We start from the raw sequence: 15,461 nt of genomic DNA, 5'->3' as shown, positions 1-15,461 counted from the left end.
GGTTGGTTCACTGCTCACTAAGCTCTGCCTGCCTTACGGCTCCAGCGTTGAAGTGAATTAATGATCAAGAGCAGGACAAAAGAGACCAACAGCAGCAGCAAGGCTACCGCCGTAGCTCCCGCATAATCGAACTGTTCCAGCTTCGCCATGATCAGCAGGGGCGCAATCTCCGTTTTCATCGGCATATTGCCTGAGATAAACACCACTGAGCCATATTCGCCAATGCCTCGGGCAAAGGCTAACGCAAAACCTGTCAGCAGCGGCGGAATCAGATCCGGAAGCAGGATCTTCCGGAATATCCGCCATCTTCCCGCTCCCAGCGTAGCCGCAGCTTCCTCCACCTCAGTCTCCAGTTCCTGCAATACCGGCTGCACCGTACGCACCACAAACGGAATCCCAATAAACATCAGCGCGAGAGTAATACCCGCCTGTGAATAGGCCAGCTTGATGCCCAGAGGTTCCACAAACTGCCCAATCCAGCCATTTCCGGCATACAGCGCCGTTAAGGCAACCCCCGCCACTGCTGTCGGCAAGGCAAAAGGCAGATCAATGACTGCATCAAACAGCCGTTTTCCAGGGAACTCATACCGGACAAGTACCCAAGCCAGGAGCAGCCCGAGAACCAGATCGATCAGGGCCGCTGCACCAGCAGTCAGAAAACTCACCCGGAAAGAAGCCAGTACCCGAGGATTCGTCGCCACCTCAATCAGTGTGGACCAGGTCAGCCCCGTGGAGTTAAACAAGAGCGCTGCGAGTGGAATAAGTACAACTAGGCTCAGGTAAAGCACACTGTAACCCATCGTTAATCCGAATCCCGGCAGTGTGCGACTCCGGGCCACCATCACTTTGCTCATGCACGTTCATCCTCTCTGCCTTCAGTCGGTCGGACTGGTTGGCCGCTTACATGGTCACGCAACATCATCGACGTCAGATGCATTAGCTGCCCGGAACATAAATCTGGTCAAAGATACCGCCATCATTAAAATGCTTGGCCTGGGTATCGCGCCATGTGCCAAATACATCGTTCAATGTGAACAGCTCAAGCTGCGGGAACTGATCCTTGAACTTTTCCTTTACGCTGTCCAGGGTTGGACGGTAATAGTTCTCGGCAGCAATGGTTTGCCCCTCTTCGCTGTACAAATATTTCAGATAGGCGTCAGCCACTTCGCGGCTGCCCTTTTTGTCTGCATTTTTATCTACAATCGCTACAGGTGGTTCAGCCAAAATACTGACAGAAGGCACAACAATATCGAATTTGTCCGGTCCCAGCTCTTTAACTGACAAGAAAGCCTCATTCTCCCATGCAAGCAGTACATCACCGATACCACGCTCTACAAACGTAGTCGTTGCTCCACGTGCTCCAGAGTCAAGGACAGGCGCATGTTTGAACAACTCTGCAACGAATGCTTTGGCCTTCTCCTCATCATTGTTGTTATGTTTGAGCGCATACCCCCATGCCGCCAGATAGTTCCAACGTGCCCCACCGGAAGTTTTCGGATTCGGGGTAATGACCTGGGTATCTCCCTTGATGAGATCATCCCAGTCCTTGATGCCTTTCGGATTGCCTTTGCGTACCAAAAATACAATTGTTGATGTATACGGGGAGCTATTATGCTCGTATTTATCCTGCCAGCCCGCATTGATCAGACCTTTATCTTCAATAGCATCGATATCGTATCCCAATGCCAGAGTAACCACATCCGCGTCCAGCCCATCAATGACGGAACGACTTTGTTTACCTGACCCGCCATGAGACTGCTTAACCGTTACTTCCTGACCTTTCTCTTTCAGCCAATACGCCGCAAACGCCTTGTTATATTGCTCATAGAGTTCACGCGTCGGATCATAGGATACATTCAGCAGCTCGATCGCTTTTGCTCCTTCTTTGCCGCCTTCCGTTCCCCCCGATGTTCCTGCCGCATTCGTGCCACCGCTTTCCGATCCGCATGCCGCCAGTACCCCTGTTAACACCAATGCCAGACCAACCAGAATACCCTTATGAATTCTCTTTTTCATAGATAACACTCCCCCCGAATGGATCTGCAAGATTACCTCAACAGGCTGAACAGCATGGAACGCACCGAAAAAAACAAAAAACGGAGGAACCCCCGCGCACTTCTCCCTCATAAAGTCATGCCGACCCAAAGGCCGTGTATGCTTCATCCAGAAATGATGCGCTGCGGTGTTCCTCCGTTTTTACGGTGAGAACGTTATTCTGTTCACGTTACGATCTCTCATGTGACTGTAAATGACTGCTTCCGCAAATAGAGCATAGTCATTTTTATTATTCCTACCTGTTTAGTGAGTTATATACGTATCATAAGGGCAGTACATATGACTGTCAAACGTTTTTTCCGATTTCTACCGAATATCTGTGTAATTGGCAGAAAAAGAAGAACAACAGACCAAAGTCCGTTGTTCCCTTGTCAGCGTGTATGTTTTATTCGCTGAAACATCATCCCGGGGGTTGGCATGAGTTCATGCCTTTTCCCTCTTATTTGCCAGCGTACCGGATATTCGGTACGGGAGGTGTACTCATGCCATCTCCCAAATAAAAGCCCGTGTGTGGCGGTTGGTTATAGGCTACATTTTGCCAAGCTACGCCAAGACGGTATACCGGATCATGCATCAGGGTGTAGATCCTTTTGTCCGTAACGGCTGTTGTCGTGTAGATGCGCAGCGCAGAGCTATCATTGGTCCGCCATACCACTTCTTCTCTCCAGTCTCCGAACAGGTCAGCCTGCAGATTCGGTGTGGACTTCGTTCCATTATTGGAAGAAACACCGGATGCCGTCAACAGATTAACCGTTTTGCTATTGGCGTAGTCCCATTTATCAATCCGATTGCTGTCCAGCAATTCGCGGAGCAGATCACCGTCCCACCAGATACCAAAATTCGTGGAGGAAGGCAGGGTTGTCCCAATTTTCTGTCCTTTGGCTGTATACAAACCACCATCTGCCCACACTTCGGCACCCTTATAACGTGGATCAATATCGGCTGCCATGCCGCGTCCAATATCTTTTGTCGTAGGTATGCCCCAGATCAACTGACCTGTACGCGCATCGCGGAATTCCACTCCGGCATTGGACGCTGTCTCATGCACCTGGAATACTTCCAGTCCTGCACGATCCGGGTCCAGATCACTGAGATGCATTGCATCTCCATGATGAAGTCCTGTCGTATAGAGTCCTTTGCCGTTATCATCTACCGCCATCGCGCCATAGACGATCTCATCTTTGCCATCGCCATCCACGTCCGCCACGCTCAGATTATGATTACCTTGTCCAGCATAACCGGAATTACCTGATGTATTGGAATCAAAAGTCCATTGTTTCGTCAATTGTCCATCCCGCCAGTTGTACGCTACCAGCACGGTTCGGGTGTAGTATCCACGCGCCATGACCAGACTTGGCCGCTCTCCATCCAAATACGCAATCGCAGCAAGGAATCGATCGACCCGGTTGCCATAATTGTCTCCCCAATCGGACACATTACCGCGCGCCGGTTCGTAGTTCACCGTGGAAAGTGCTTTGCCTGTCTGTCCATTGAAGATCGTAAGGAACTCCGGTCCTGACAGAACGTATCCGCTGGAATTACGATAATCCTTGCTGGCATCCCCTATGACTACTCCCGTGCCGTCCTTGGTACCATCAGCCGTTTTCATCGCCACTTCAGCCTTGCCGTCTCCGTCCAGATCGTACACCATGAACTGGGTGTAATGAGCACCCGCACGGATATTTTCACCCAGACTAATTCGCCATAGGCGCGTTCCATTCAATTTGTAGGCATCGATAAATACTTCACCCGTGTAGCCGCTTTGGGAATTATCCTTGGAGTTGGACGGGTCCCACTTAACAATCAGTTCATACTCTCCGTCCCCGTCCACATCTCCTGCACTCGCATCATTGGCACTGTACGTGTAGGCTACACCATCCGGTGTTGTGCCTCCTGCGGGTACACTGAGAGGTACAGACAAATAATTATTGCCCCATACGCTCGCTGCCGCCGAAGCAGCCTGTTCGGTTCCACTGACTACGGCTCGAACCGTATATTTGGAACTGCTTGTCCCGCTTGCATCCTGGAGGTTGGTGCTGTTTGTTATGGGCGATGCGTTTACCTTGGTTCCATCCCGATAGACATTAAACGATACATTCGACCCTTCCGTACCCAGAAGCCGCCAACTGACAAACACACCTGTGCCTGTCTTCACTGCAACTACACCTCGGTCCAGAAACTCCATCTGACGGGCACCTGCAGCATGAGTGACTGGCGTGTATCCAAGACCGAGCGAAGTAACCAGTAACGCAGAACTCAGCAGGGATACCCCTGCGGTCCGCAATGTACGCTTCCATAACGATCGTTTTCCCATAAAGCCATTGCCTCCCCAATCGAATTGGTAAGCCCGATGCCCTTAGTACCGCCATCTCATATAAATGTAAGCGCTTTAATATATTCATCTTAAATTAAACATATAATTCCATCTATAGGTCTAACTTAGTGATTTTATGTATGGAAAAAAGGGAAAAAGCCGAAAGATGAATCTTTCGACTTGGATGCTTCTTTCTCGCACGCTCGATCGGAATCTGAACGTAACAAAGAATGTTGTGTCATCCCACCTTATACTACCGGGGCAATACACACTGGGCGGGGTATCTCCAATTTGAATCCGTTGTGTGTCAGACGTCCATCTTCACCATTGATCTGAAAAGCAACGAGGTTGTTGCTGTCCTGATTGGCCACCAGTAGAATGCCTCCGGAAAGCAAGTTGAAGTTGCGCGGAGTCTGACCAATAGTGGAAGTCCATTCTATCGCTTCCAGCTCACCGGACTCTTGGTCAATGTGATACAGCACAATGCTGTCGTCCCCACGGTTGGAAGCATAGAGGAAACGACCACACGGGGACACACGGATGTCCGCTGCCGTACCTTCTCCAGAATGTCCTTCAGGCAGTGTGGTGATATGCTGCAACGTAGTGAACTCACCTCTACGCTGATCATACATGAACGCCGTAACGGTGTTACTCAATTCATTAATCACATAGGCCCATTTTGAGTTTGGGTGGAAGACGAGATGTCTCGGTCCGGAGCCTGGATTCTGATTCGTCTCACGATGCGTTACCAGGCGGCCTTCTTCCTGACGATACACAATAATCTGATCCAGACCCAGATCACAGACAACGGCATACTGACCCGAAGGGTCTGGTTGAATGGAATGGGCGTGCGGCCCTTCTTGACGGTCATCATTCTGCCCTCTTCCTGTATGCTCAATCAGCGCACTCATCTCTTCAAGCGTGCCTTGATCCCCTACCGGGAATACGTTCACACTGCCACTGCTGTAGTTCGAAGTCAGCACCCACTTGCCGTCCTCCGTGACAGACACATAACAAGGCGAAGCGCCCTTCGTTAACTTGCGATCCATCAAGTGCAACTCACCCGTTGCGGCATCCCTGCGATAGACCAGCACCTCTCCCTCATCTGTCTCACTTACCACGTACAGACCATTCCCATCCGCAGATAAAGCCAGATAGGATGGATTATCCACCCCATCCATATGATTTACAATCCGCAACTCGCCTGTATCCTTGTTCAACGCACATAGAAAAATTCCCGGCTGTTCTGCTGATGCATAAGTACCTGTATAGAAAAAAGCTTCATTCGTTGCTGTCGGTTCCATCGTCTCATTCTCTCCTTATTGATTCAAATGATTAACCTTACACTCTAATTACATGCAATTATAAGAAGTTGTAACCCGAATAGTTGATTCCACTGTTATGTACTTACCCAAATCACAGACTTTTGCTTCAGTGGTTATCTTTTCTCACCATAATACAAAGTATAAGGCCTTACAATAGTCCATTCACTTTGTACATATTCCAACGGAATTTCTTGTAGAAAAACAATGGAAAATCACAGCAACCTTTTGAGGAATAGGGTCGTCTATAGGGACAAATAACTTTTATACAAAGGGATACTTCCTGGAAAAGTGAGGCGAATCTGATATGAAAAAAAATATATTGGCTACATTAACAGCCGGAGCTTTACTTACCCTTTCTCTGAGCGCTGGTCCGATTCACGCCGCTCAAGCGGAATTCACTGATATTCAAGGTATTGCGGGGGCAGACAAGATTGAATCCCTACATCAGGATGGATTAATCAAAGGCGTGAGTGATAGCTTGTTCAAACCGGAACAGGAACTAAACACGGCTCAGGGTATCCAGCTCATTGCAGATGGTCTCCATCTGAATTTGGACACGATTCGTTTTATCAAACAACCCCTGCCAAGTGACTACTTCTCCAACGTAAAAGATGGCGTATGGTACAGTGATGCTTTTATCCGTGCCCAGTTCAATGGTATTAAGATGTCCAACGATATCGATCCTTCCAAGGCGTTGACACGTGAACAGTATACCCTTTTCTTGATGCAGGGCATTGAAGCCAAAGGCGGACTGCCTATGATTAACATCAAGCCTGTAGATATCATGGATGAAAAAGAGCTTACTCCTGAATTTCAAGGTGCGGTTCAACGCTCCCTTGTCTTGAAGATTAATACGCTCGATGCAGAAGGCAACTTCAATCCGAAGGAAACCATTACCCGCGCCGAAGCTGCGGTTATGATGTATAACGCAATTGAGTATCTGGAAGATTTCAATGCACCGAAAATCCCGGAAACACCAGAGAAATAATGCCCCTCTTCAATTAAATACCAAATAGCCGCATGTTCCCTCTAGAGGGGACATGCGGCTATTTACGTTACATCTATAGTGATAACTGATTCAAAATCAGTCTTAGAAAGAACCTTTAACAACAACTTCGGACAGCGGGAAACGACCTGCCGGACGAGCTGGAACTGCAGCTTTACCTACAGTGATCAACAACGTTGGCAAATAACGCGCAGGGATGTTGAATGTTTCGATCAATTGTTGCGGGTTGTAACCACCCATTGGGCAAGTATCATATCCCAGGGAACGTGCAGCAAGCATAATGTTCTGTGAAGCAAAAGATGCATTGCGGATCGCTTCATCGCGGGCGATTTGCGGATTTTTGTAAGCACCATTGATCTGCCCAACCAATGCGTCACGAACTTCAGCTGGGATTGCACCTGCTTCAACAGCCTGATCATAAATCACGGCGTTGCGGTTCGCTTCCAGATCCCCGAGTACAGCAATCGTAACAGAGCTGTCTGTGATTTGACTTTGGCCATAAGCGATTGGCAGCAACTTGGCTTTGTCTGCTTCGGATTCGATCACGAGGAATTTCCAGTGCTGCAGGTTCCATGAAGACGGTGCTTCGGAAGCGGCAGTCAGGATAGCGTTCAGATCTGCTTCAGGCATAACAAAACCATTTTCGTACTTTTTGACAGCGTGACGTTCGTTAATCACGCGAAGTGTTTCATTGTTTTCAATGCTGGACATGCGTTCCACTCCCCAAGTTCTTTTCTATTTTTTTACATTCGCAAGGCCAAACTCTACCGAGTACTCACCTTCCGAAAATAACATCAGCGCAGACGATCGCTTCCATCTGTGTTCACGTTATGCCCGGAATCGCCTGAAACATCAATGGATCCTACAACCGGAGCAAACGCCCTTATATAGCCTGTCCACCATGCCTGACAGCAGCAGTCCAAGGCCAGATCATGAAGATCTATTAACGATCAAATCTGTCATGATCTATCCTTCATGGACAAGGGTTCCATAGACAAGGAACATTCTTCCCCATTACCGATACGATGCTTCACATCCTCAATGGATATACGGTCAAAATAAGCGCTTAATGCTTCTTCGCCTCCATCGTAGATGCTTCCCATCACATCCTGCATATTGGAAGAAACAACGCACGTTGAACCGGATTCTCCCGAACACCAGCTGGGACCAAGAGATCCACCTGCTACCAGTCTGTACAGTTCTCCAAGCTTGATTTCCTCACTCTTACGGCTGAGCAGATATCCACCGTGGGCACCTTCTTTGGTTGTCAGGAATCCATGCTTCCGCAGTACACTAAGCACCTTGCGTACTCTGGCTGGATGCGTACCAACACTTTGAGACAAGTCTTCACTATTAGCCATACACTCATCCTTCATCGACAGAAAGACCAGACAGTGCACAGCAATGGTAAATTCACTGTTCATTACTTACTCCCTTCCCGGCATATCGTTAACCGATGAAAATTCAATCCAAGGTAAGTATAACTGTTATTATAGGAATAACAGTTATGTTTGTCAACATTCTCAACTTGGGGGTTAGAAAACCTGATTCCCCTTGTCATACCAGTATATCCAGGCCCTCATAGGCTAAGTAAAAAGGTTGAGTTCCATCCGTGTTTTAAGGGAACAGAACAAAAAAAGTGAGCCAATCGCTTCGCGAAAGGCTCCAATAAGATAGACATATGAAAGGGCTTACGAGATTATTATAATCGGTTATTCCTATTTTGAAAACGCTTTTTTTGTAAAGTATTTTTGGAGCTTAAAATATCCTATTTTTTTAGCATATCAACAGGGGGTATTGCAAAAACTAATGATATTAGTTATATTACTAATAATATTAGTTTTAAGGAGGATTCAATGATGCGAATTACACGTGAGCATGATGTTGTCCAAGTTTCATTCCTTCCACGCCTCTTCCCCGTGAACGTATATCTTGTTGAAGAAGAAGATGGGTTTACTCTTATTGATGCCGGAATGCCATTCAGTCTCAAGGGGATTCTGGCTACTGCACAATCCCTAGGCAAACCGATTACCAAAATCATTCTGACTCACGCCCATGGCGACCATGTTGGTGCACTGGATGGTCTTAAGGACGCGTTGCCTAAAGCCGAAGTCTGCATCTCCAGAAGGGATGCCCCGCTACTGGCCGGAGACGCTTCCCTGCTTCCCGGCGAGCCACAGACTCCGGTACGTGGCAGTGTACCCAAAGCGATCCGCACCCGGCCGGACCGCTTGCTCGATGACGGCGACCGGATCGGATCCCTGGTCGCCATTGCTACCCCAGGCCATACGCCGGGCCATATGGCCTTCATGGATACGCGTAGCCGCGTGCTCATCGCTGGCGACGCGTATCAGCTGCACGGCGGCCTCGCCGTATCCGGCCGCCTACGCCCGCTCTTTCCGTTCCCCGCGCTGGCGACGTGGAACCGTGAACTTGCTCTTGCCAGCGCCAAGCGCCTGGCTGAGCTGGAGCCGTCCGTGCTTGCTGTAGGGCACGGACGAATGCTGCGTCAGCCCGGCGCGGCCATGCGCGCAGCTACGGCAGACGCGGAGCAGCGGCTGCGCCCTGCCGGGGGGCACCTGTGAGCCCCCGCCAAGGGCTGGATCGCGGCGCTCTGTTAAGCGCCGCCGCCCAGCTTGCCGACAGCGACGGATTCCATTCGCTAACACTGGCCGCTCTGGCCCAGCGGCTGGATGTTCGCTCCCCGTCGCTTTATAACCACATCAACGGTCTTCCCGGGCTTCGCCAGGAATTGGCGTTGATGTCCGCACAGCAGCTCAGGCTTGCATTAACTGAGGCTTCTGTCGGCCGTTCAGGTGACGAAGCCATTCAGGAGGTCGCTGCCGCATATATCGGCTTCGTCCGCAAGCACCCAGGGCTATACGAAGCCTTCTTCCATGCCCCAGACCGTCAGGAACCTCAACTCGTTGTCGAGAGTACAGCTGCCCTGGATCTGCTGCTCCGCCTGTTGCAGCCTTATCCGCTAAGTGAAGCGGAAGCACTCCATGCCGTTCGCGGTTTACGCAGTCTTTGCCACGGCTTTGCCTCCATGGGTGAGAAGGGGGGCTTCGGCATGAACTTTGACCCGGATGAGAGCCTGCAACTGTCCGTGACCGCTTTCCTGAATGGGTTGCAACATCTTCATTCATAAAGCCTGATATATCTCGATGCAAAATGGAAGAGGGCTGCAGATCATCTGCAGCCCTCTTATGTATCCTACCGCCCCGCTACCGAAGGAACGGTTTTTTCTATTGCCAGGGTGCTTGCCCTGTCTGGACTTCCTGCAAAATCTTCTTCATCACGGGTACGTATACTTTCCAGTAAAACCGATCCGGAACGCCCTTTTGATCCGGTGTGAGCCTCGTTTTTACCACATCCCATCCCTTGATACGGCGCCAGAACGAATAATGCTCCAGCTCTCCGAAGGATCCTGCCATATAATACGTCCGATTGTAGCCCTCATGCCGGATAAGAGCAGCGAATTCCGCCGGAATACCTGCGTTCATCAGTTTTTGCTGACCATTCTCCGTCAGGTCCGTCTTATACCAAGCCAGTACAGTAGCTTGTTGTTCGGGCACAATGATGTCGAACCATTCGCTGTAATGGATGTTCTCGGTAATTCCACTCCATTTCCCACCTTCCTGTGTAAAGGCGAGTTTTATGTCACCGGTCTTTACATCCCGGCCTTGCTTCAGTACAATCACCCGTCCATCCTCATGAATCAGTACAATACCTGCTCCATGATAGGGCCACTCCTTTTTCTCCCTACGCTCATAGTTCATTCGCACCCTCTGTGGTACTTCATCCAAGCTCTGCAGATCCGATACCGATCTCCCCTGCCATCCGCTGCTTTTCATGCCCAAAATCGGATATAATTGCTCTCTTGTCATGTTCGAAACAGCATTCGACAAGGCGCTAAACTCAGTGACAATCGTTACGCCTTTGGTTGCCGCTTCACGAATTTTGTGCGCATCATATATCGTAAGACCCTCATAGGCTTTGCCTTGTATACGTTCATTCGGATCTGTAGATGATATATGATGATTCGCCGTCAGATAGATCAGGTCCGTGTCTGTCACCTCATCCGGCAATGTCCGCTCAATCCGGGAGATCCCGTTCTGTATATCATACCCGTAGTAGTCTTCTTCATACTTATAATGTTCCCCTGTCTGTTGGACAATCTTCTGCTGATTCAGAATCCATACCAGTCCCTTATGCCCCACATAGGACAAGTCCGGTTTACTTTTGTCGACAATCATGATGTTAAGCGGTGTCGGTGCCTGTGATTGCCACAAAATCCAGGGGATAACCAGAATCACTGATACCACGGTCAGACAAGCCAATGTCCATACCGTGAGTGGCCTGTGATTTCTATTCATGAAGCGTATTCCTCCTTGCTCTGTTCCAAGGTATTACTATGATCGGTATATTACCCCTTTCCGTTCTAAATGTCCTTCTTCCCGTATCCCACCACCTGCAACAGTCCGTGAATAAAGAATACAACATCCACAACTTGTAACCACATTCCCCAGATCAGCAGAATGATCGTCCCAATCTCCAGAACCGGTCCCATCAATTCAACCAGGATGGAATAAGGAATCGATACCATCCCCATCCACCCATAGACCGGATTTCGATCATGGACAAGTTGGGCGTACATCCGTACATGATCGTTCATTTCCTGATTTCCCCTTACTCGAATAAACCGCCTCACACTGGGTACAATAATACAAATTTTTCAAATGGACCCTCTATATACAATCCGGGTAAATGATACACTAAGCATTCTATCGGCTTTCTTCGTTTGTGATATAATAGAAACAGAAAATTCCGGTAATTCGCATCATGTTCCGGATGTCCGGATAACATATTATTCCAGAAAGAGGGAGTTTTACGTGGCTCAAATCAGTCCGTCTTACCTTCAGATCGGTGCAACTCTGGGTATGCTCGTCATGGCCCTACTTGCCATTTTTATTCGAATGAAAGCCAGCCACCGTCCGGTAACCATTCGCAAAATACTTATTCCCCCGTTGGGAATGAGTACGGGTTTTCTCATGTTTGTAGTACCCGAGACACATGTTCCGCTTCTATGGGCACTTATCGCGCTGTTGGTGGGCTGGTTTATATTCTCGTATCCCCTCATTCGCAGTACCCGTTTTGAACGAGTTAACGAAGAAATTTTTGCCACACGTTCACGAAGCTTCGCTTTCATTCTGCTCGGACTGCTGGCTATACGTCTAATCCTGCATGAAGTCATTCAGCGTTATGTGAGTATTCCTCAAACGGGTGGATTGTTCTTCCTTCTGGCCTTCGGCATGATCGTACGCTGGCGGGTATATATGTACAAGCACTATAAGGAAGTTGTTGCTGCAGAATCTTAGCATCATCGCAACATCCTAACAACTAAAAAGACACGTTCTGTGCACTTCACCGTGCGGAACGTGTCTTTTCCTGTTCTGGCATATGTTCAAGGGATTCTATATCTATTCAGGGTCCGCAACCTTTACAAGCTGTTTGCCCAGGTTATCTCCAGAGAAAAGGCCCATAAATGCTTCCGGCGTCTGGTCAAAACCTTCCACAATGTTTTCTTCAAACTGTATGTGGCCTTCCTTGATCCATTTCGCCAATTTAGCTCGGCCTTCCTTAAAGGATTTGGCATAGTCACCCACCAGGAAACCTTTCATCAACGCTGTATTGGTTAACAGTAACGTCTGCGGGCGCATGCCGATATCCGGTTTCTCCAGATTATATGACGAAATCTGCCCACAGAGCGGAATACGTGCATTCCGATTAATATGACGCAGTACCGCATCGGAGATTTCACCGCCAACATTGTCGAAATAAACGTCTACGCCAGCCGGGCAAGCCCGTTCAATGGCAGCAGACATATCCTCTTCATGCTTATAGTTTAACACCACGTCGAATCCCAGTTTTTCTTTCAGATAAGCACATTTTTCGTCAGAACCTGCAATCCCGATTACACGTGCACCTACAATCTTGGCGATCTGCCCCGCAATCATGCCTACCGCTCCTGCTGCTCCCGACACCACTACCGTTTCGCCGTCCTTCGGCTTACCGATGTCTTCCATGCCAAAATAAGCGGTCAAACCGGTCATGCCAAGCGCACCCAGGTAAGCCGTAATTGGAGCCTCTTCTGTATCAATCAGGGAAATGTCTCCCGTATTTACGGCTGCATACTGCTGCCAGCCCCACATTCCGGATACTAAATCCCCTTTGCGCAGATTGGGTTCCGAAGAATCCACCACCTGCCCAATCGTTCCTCCCTTGATCACTTCATTCAACGCATAGGGGGGAGCATAGGATTTTGTATCTTTCATGCGGCCCCGCATGTATGGGTCTACAGACAAATATAGCGTACGTACCAGGACTTGTCCTGCTTCCGGTTCAGGAAGCGGTGCATCAATGAATTTAAAGTCTTCTCTGGATGGAGCACCTTCGGGACGAGACGCAAGTACGATCTGTTTATTTTCAGACACCAAAATGACCTCCTTCTTGCCAGTGGACCAGGGTTAACCCTCTGTCAGCTGATATCATTCACCACCGGCTCTATGTGTATCGCCTCTAAATAGTTTAAACCGAAACAGGCGGATCACAAACGTGGGCCGCCTTGAAATATGCAAATATCATCACATTGGAGACATCGGGAGCCATTATTGAGCAGTCAGAATGACAGGACCATCTGCTGTAATGGCAATCGTATGCTCATATTGGGCAGACAGACTTCCATCCTGAGTACGTGCTGTCCAACCATCCGAGTCCAGCTTGCTACGGTAGGTACCAATGTTCAGCATCGGCTCAATCGTAATAACCATACCTTCTTTAAGACGTGGACCACGGTGTGGTGGGCCGTAGTGAGGCACCTGTGGTTCCTCATGCATCTTCTCGCCGATTCCATGACCGATAAATTCACGGACAACAGATAGACCTTCACCTTCCGCATACGTCTGAATCGCATTGGAGATATCACCGATCCGGTTCCCGATCACAGCCAGTTCAATCCCTTTGTAGAGGGATGTTTTGGTGACGTCCAGCAGATGTTGTGCTTCTGGAGTCACCTGACCTACCGCATACGACCACGCGGAATCGGCCAGCCAGCCGTCCAGATTCACGACCATATCAATCGTAACGATGTCGCCATCCTGCAGTACATATTTCCCCGGAAATCCATGACAGATCACATCATTAACCGACGCACATGTCGCAAATTGGTACCCGTTGTACCCTTTTTGTTCCGGTGTAGCGCCATTTTTCTTCATAAAAGCTTCTGCGAACTGATCAATTTCCTGTGTCGTGATCCCTGGACGGATCATTCCGGCTATTTCTCTATGGCATGCGGCAAGAATTTCTCCGGCCTTCTTCATAAGTTCTATTTGTTCTTTAGTCTTCAACGTAATCATTACAACTACTCCTGTCCGTTAAAATCTCATCCTGTCTTCTATTGTAACGCGAAATGCTCAAAATAAAAAATTCCGTGTAATCCTCAACATCCTATTATACGCCTAGCCCCTGTCTAATGAATACAATCCCCCTTAAAAAAATCCGAAACCCGTCCAATCGAAGCCCCGTATATGCTTAAAACGGCTGAAGTCGAAAGGAGGAAAACCTCATGCTCAGGAAAATGTTAGGCAAACTTTTGGATTCCAAATCTTCTTCGCACCGTAAACGGTATAGCAGTTCCTCTGGCAAACGCAACTACAGACGATATTCATCTTCAGATGCAAAACACCGGGATAGCCGCCATGGCTCCGGTTACTATAAAAGCAGAAAATATAGCTCCAGCTAAGCTGGTACTACTATTTCCAAACAGAAATGTTCGTACCAGCTAGACTGACGCTAAATCATGATATATGTATTGAAAGGGGTGTTCTGCCAGCCGTCCTCACGGTTAGCAAAACACCCCTTATTTTCTTCATCGCAATTTCATCAGCACACGGTCAATATCCGCCTGTAATTCCAGCCCATTGCCTTCATAGCCTGGACGAAGTCCAAGCAGCCGTTCCAACATGTGGCGAACCTCCGGCGTAAGCTTGAGTTCGTCCTGCCAGCTGGCCGGTTTGCGGCCCTTCTCTGGCTCGTAAGCGGAATACAGCATGAACAAAAGAAAATGACCGAGATCCTGCAAATCCTGGTCCGGTGCAGCCAGTTCATCTTCAGGCTCGGGCAATTCACGCATCCGCCGTTTTAGCTCAGGCAACAACGGCTCCCCCATGCGCCGCGCCAGGCCAAAATCAATCAAATGCACCTGCCCGTCACGTAAAATGACATTTGGAATACGGACATCCCCATGAATATATCCCTGCTCATGAACATGCACAATGGGAGCTAGCAGTTGTTTTACCAGCTCCAGACAATCCTGTTCCGTATATTTGCGGCCTTGCTCGAATATGGACTGTTCCAGTGTCTCCCCAAGGATATACTCGGTGACAATGTAACTGCGCGCCCGGTATGTGAACACATCCAGCAACTTAGGGATGGCCGGATGATCCATCCGATTCATCACATCCGCCTCCCTGTCCAGCAACCGTACAGCGAGTCTACCCTTGCTGGGTTTGGATTCTTTTAACGCTACATCCTTGCCAGTCTGTTCATCGTTACACAGGTATGTCAGTCCATAACTTCCCATACCAAGCAAGTCATATATCGTATAACGCCCGGCGATCTTCGTACCTTTCCTCCGGGGACGATCAGTCCATAGGCCGAGTAGTCTTTGCCAGCTTCGTCGCAGCTCCACAGGTCCTCC

At 48.9% G+C, this 15,461-nt stretch carries 16 protein-coding genes and 1 pseudogene; 6 read left to right on the top strand and 11 right to left on the bottom strand.

What is annotated here, in order from left to right:
- Window positions 1-17 precede the first annotated feature (17 nt).
- From cysT to AC3ITG_RS02525, 4 genes are all read right to left on the bottom strand, one after another.
- Window positions 18-854 (bottom strand): sulfate ABC transporter permease subunit CysT, encoded by an 837-nt coding sequence (gene cysT / locus AC3ITG_RS02540; protein ID WP_090999441.1) that lies wholly within the window; start codon window positions 852-854, stop codon window positions 18-20.
- A gap of 82 nt (window positions 855-936) precedes the next feature.
- Complete coding sequence (locus AC3ITG_RS02535) at window positions 937-2,016, bottom strand: sulfate ABC transporter substrate-binding protein (protein WP_113055121.1); 1,080 nt, start codon at window positions 2,014-2,016, stop codon at window positions 937-939.
- A gap of 478 nt (window positions 2,017-2,494) precedes the next feature.
- Window positions 2,495-4,369 carry a rhamnogalacturonan lyase gene (locus tag AC3ITG_RS02530; protein WP_489252698.1) on the bottom strand — a complete coding sequence of 625 codons (1,875 nt, stop codon included), beginning with the start codon at window positions 4,367-4,369 and terminating at the stop codon, window positions 2,495-2,497.
- Window positions 4,370-4,617: 248 nt separating this feature from the next.
- The gene (locus AC3ITG_RS02525; RefSeq protein ID WP_489252697.1) at window positions 4,618-5,673 is read right to left on the bottom strand and encodes a lactonase family protein; all 1,056 of its coding nucleotides are present in this window, start codon (window positions 5,671-5,673) and stop codon (window positions 4,618-4,620) included.
- Between the two features lie 325 nt (window positions 5,674-5,998).
- Between AC3ITG_RS02525 and AC3ITG_RS02520 the strand changes: the two genes are divergently transcribed.
- On the top strand, window positions 5,999-6,682 hold the full coding sequence (locus AC3ITG_RS02520) for an S-layer homology domain-containing protein (protein WP_413374846.1): 684 nt from the start codon (window positions 5,999-6,001) through the stop codon (window positions 6,680-6,682).
- 102 nt (window positions 6,683-6,784) lie between these two features.
- Here the strand turns inward: AC3ITG_RS02520 and AC3ITG_RS02515 are convergent, their stop codons facing one another.
- Complete coding sequence (locus tag AC3ITG_RS02515; protein WP_413374844.1) at window positions 6,785-7,411, bottom strand: nitroreductase family protein; 627 nt, start codon at window positions 7,409-7,411, stop codon at window positions 6,785-6,787.
- 248 nt (window positions 7,412-7,659) lie between these two features.
- Window positions 7,660-8,124 carry an Rrf2 family transcriptional regulator gene (locus AC3ITG_RS02510; protein WP_413374842.1) on the bottom strand — a complete coding sequence of 155 codons (465 nt, stop codon included), beginning with the start codon at window positions 8,122-8,124 and terminating at the stop codon, window positions 7,660-7,662.
- A 435-nt stretch (window positions 8,125-8,559) separates the two neighbouring features.
- On the opposite strand from AC3ITG_RS02510, the gene AC3ITG_RS02505 reads away from it, so the two are divergent.
- From AC3ITG_RS02505 to AC3ITG_RS02495, 3 genes and pseudogenes are all read left to right on the top strand, one after another.
- Window positions 8,560-9,285, top strand: a complete 726-nt coding sequence (locus AC3ITG_RS02505) for an MBL fold metallo-hydrolase (protein WP_413379412.1) — start codon at window positions 8,560-8,562, stop codon at window positions 9,283-9,285.
- Window positions 9,282-9,410, top strand: a pseudogene (locus tag AC3ITG_RS02500) (TetR family transcriptional regulator); the annotation flags it as partial. The gene AC3ITG_RS02505 and the pseudogene AC3ITG_RS02500, both read left to right, overlap by 4 nt.
- A 51-nt stretch (window positions 9,411-9,461) precedes the next feature.
- On the top strand, window positions 9,462-9,851 hold the full coding sequence (locus tag AC3ITG_RS02495) for a TetR-like C-terminal domain-containing protein (RefSeq protein WP_489254397.1): 390 nt from the start codon (window positions 9,462-9,464) through the stop codon (window positions 9,849-9,851).
- 97 nt (window positions 9,852-9,948) lie between these two features.
- On the opposite strand, the gene AC3ITG_RS02490 is transcribed toward AC3ITG_RS02495, so the two are convergent.
- Window positions 9,949-11,079 carry a hypothetical protein gene (locus tag AC3ITG_RS02490; protein WP_489252696.1) on the bottom strand — a complete coding sequence of 377 codons (1,131 nt, stop codon included), beginning with the start codon at window positions 11,077-11,079 and terminating at the stop codon, window positions 9,949-9,951.
- A gap of 65 nt (window positions 11,080-11,144) precedes the next feature.
- On the bottom strand, window positions 11,145-11,378 hold the full coding sequence (locus AC3ITG_RS02485; protein WP_489252695.1) for a hypothetical protein: 234 nt from the start codon (window positions 11,376-11,378) through the stop codon (window positions 11,145-11,147).
- A 217-nt stretch (window positions 11,379-11,595) separates the two neighbouring features.
- Here AC3ITG_RS02485 and AC3ITG_RS02480 point away from each other — a divergent pair, with 217 nt between their 5' ends.
- Window positions 11,596-12,081, top strand: coding sequence for a CcdC family protein (locus AC3ITG_RS02480; RefSeq protein WP_175382111.1), 486 nt, complete (start codon window positions 11,596-11,598; stop codon window positions 12,079-12,081).
- A gap of 102 nt (window positions 12,082-12,183) precedes the next feature.
- Here AC3ITG_RS02480 and AC3ITG_RS02475 read toward each other — a convergent pair whose 3' ends face one another.
- Both AC3ITG_RS02475 and map read right to left on the bottom strand, forming a co-directional pair.
- Window positions 12,184-13,197, bottom strand: a complete 1,014-nt coding sequence (locus AC3ITG_RS02475) for an NADP-dependent oxidoreductase (RefSeq protein WP_413374836.1) — start codon at window positions 13,195-13,197, stop codon at window positions 12,184-12,186.
- A gap of 174 nt (window positions 13,198-13,371) precedes the next feature.
- Window positions 13,372-14,118: a type I methionyl aminopeptidase gene (gene map, locus AC3ITG_RS02470; RefSeq protein WP_489252694.1), complete on the bottom strand. Its 747-nt coding sequence runs from the start codon at window positions 14,116-14,118 to the stop codon at window positions 13,372-13,374.
- A gap of 209 nt (window positions 14,119-14,327) precedes the next feature.
- Between map and AC3ITG_RS02465 the strand changes: the two genes are divergently transcribed.
- The gene (locus tag AC3ITG_RS02465) at window positions 14,328-14,504 is read left to right on the top strand and encodes a hypothetical protein (RefSeq protein ID WP_173405241.1); all 177 of its coding nucleotides are present in this window, start codon (window positions 14,328-14,330) and stop codon (window positions 14,502-14,504) included.
- Between the two features lie 126 nt (window positions 14,505-14,630).
- On the opposite strand, the gene AC3ITG_RS02460 is transcribed toward AC3ITG_RS02465, so the two are convergent.
- Window positions 14,631-15,452, bottom strand: a complete 822-nt coding sequence (locus AC3ITG_RS02460) for a serine/threonine protein kinase (protein WP_489252693.1) — start codon at window positions 15,450-15,452, stop codon at window positions 14,631-14,633.
- Between the last annotated feature and the right edge of the window lie 9 nt (window positions 15,453-15,461).

The organism is Paenibacillus sp. GL_099_B, from assembly GCF_057835695.1.
The sequence above is the reverse complement of the archived record's forward strand: the minus strand, read 5'-3'. Positions and strand labels throughout refer to the sequence as shown.

Coding starts and splice junctions, on each gene's coding strand:
- AC3ITG_RS02505 (WP_413379412.1), top strand. CDS start 8,560: ATGCGAATTACACGTGAGCATGATGTTGTCCAAGTTTCATTCCTTCCA.
- AC3ITG_RS02530 (WP_489252698.1), bottom strand. CDS start 4,369: ATGGGAAAACGATCGTTATGGAAGCGTACATTGCGGACCGCAGGGGTA.
- AC3ITG_RS02535 (WP_113055121.1), bottom strand. CDS start 2,016: ATGAAAAAGAGAATTCATAAGGGTATTCTGGTTGGTCTGGCATTGGTG.
- AC3ITG_RS02495 (WP_489254397.1), top strand. CDS start 9,462: ATGTCCGCACAGCAGCTCAGGCTTGCATTAACTGAGGCTTCTGTCGGC.
- cysT (WP_090999441.1), bottom strand. CDS start 854: ATGAGCAAAGTGATGGTGGCCCGGAGTCGCACACTGCCGGGATTCGGA.
- AC3ITG_RS02510 (WP_413374842.1), bottom strand. CDS start 8,124: ATGAACAGTGAATTTACCATTGCTGTGCACTGTCTGGTCTTTCTGTCG.
- AC3ITG_RS02515 (WP_413374844.1), bottom strand. CDS start 7,411: ATGTCCAGCATTGAAAACAATGAAACACTTCGCGTGATTAACGAACGT.
- map (WP_489252694.1), bottom strand. CDS start 14,118: ATGATTACGTTGAAGACTAAAGAACAAATAGAACTTATGAAGAAGGCC.
- AC3ITG_RS02490 (WP_489252696.1), bottom strand. CDS start 11,079: ATGAATAGAAATCACAGGCCACTCACGGTATGGACATTGGCTTGTCTG.
- AC3ITG_RS02465 (WP_173405241.1), top strand. CDS start 14,328: ATGCTCAGGAAAATGTTAGGCAAACTTTTGGATTCCAAATCTTCTTCG.
- AC3ITG_RS02520 (WP_413374846.1), top strand. CDS start 5,999: ATGAAAAAAAATATATTGGCTACATTAACAGCCGGAGCTTTACTTACC.
- AC3ITG_RS02485 (WP_489252695.1), bottom strand. CDS start 11,378: ATGAACGATCATGTACGGATGTACGCCCAACTTGTCCATGATCGAAAT.
- AC3ITG_RS02525 (WP_489252697.1), bottom strand. CDS start 5,673: ATGGAACCGACAGCAACGAATGAAGCTTTTTTCTATACAGGTACTTAT.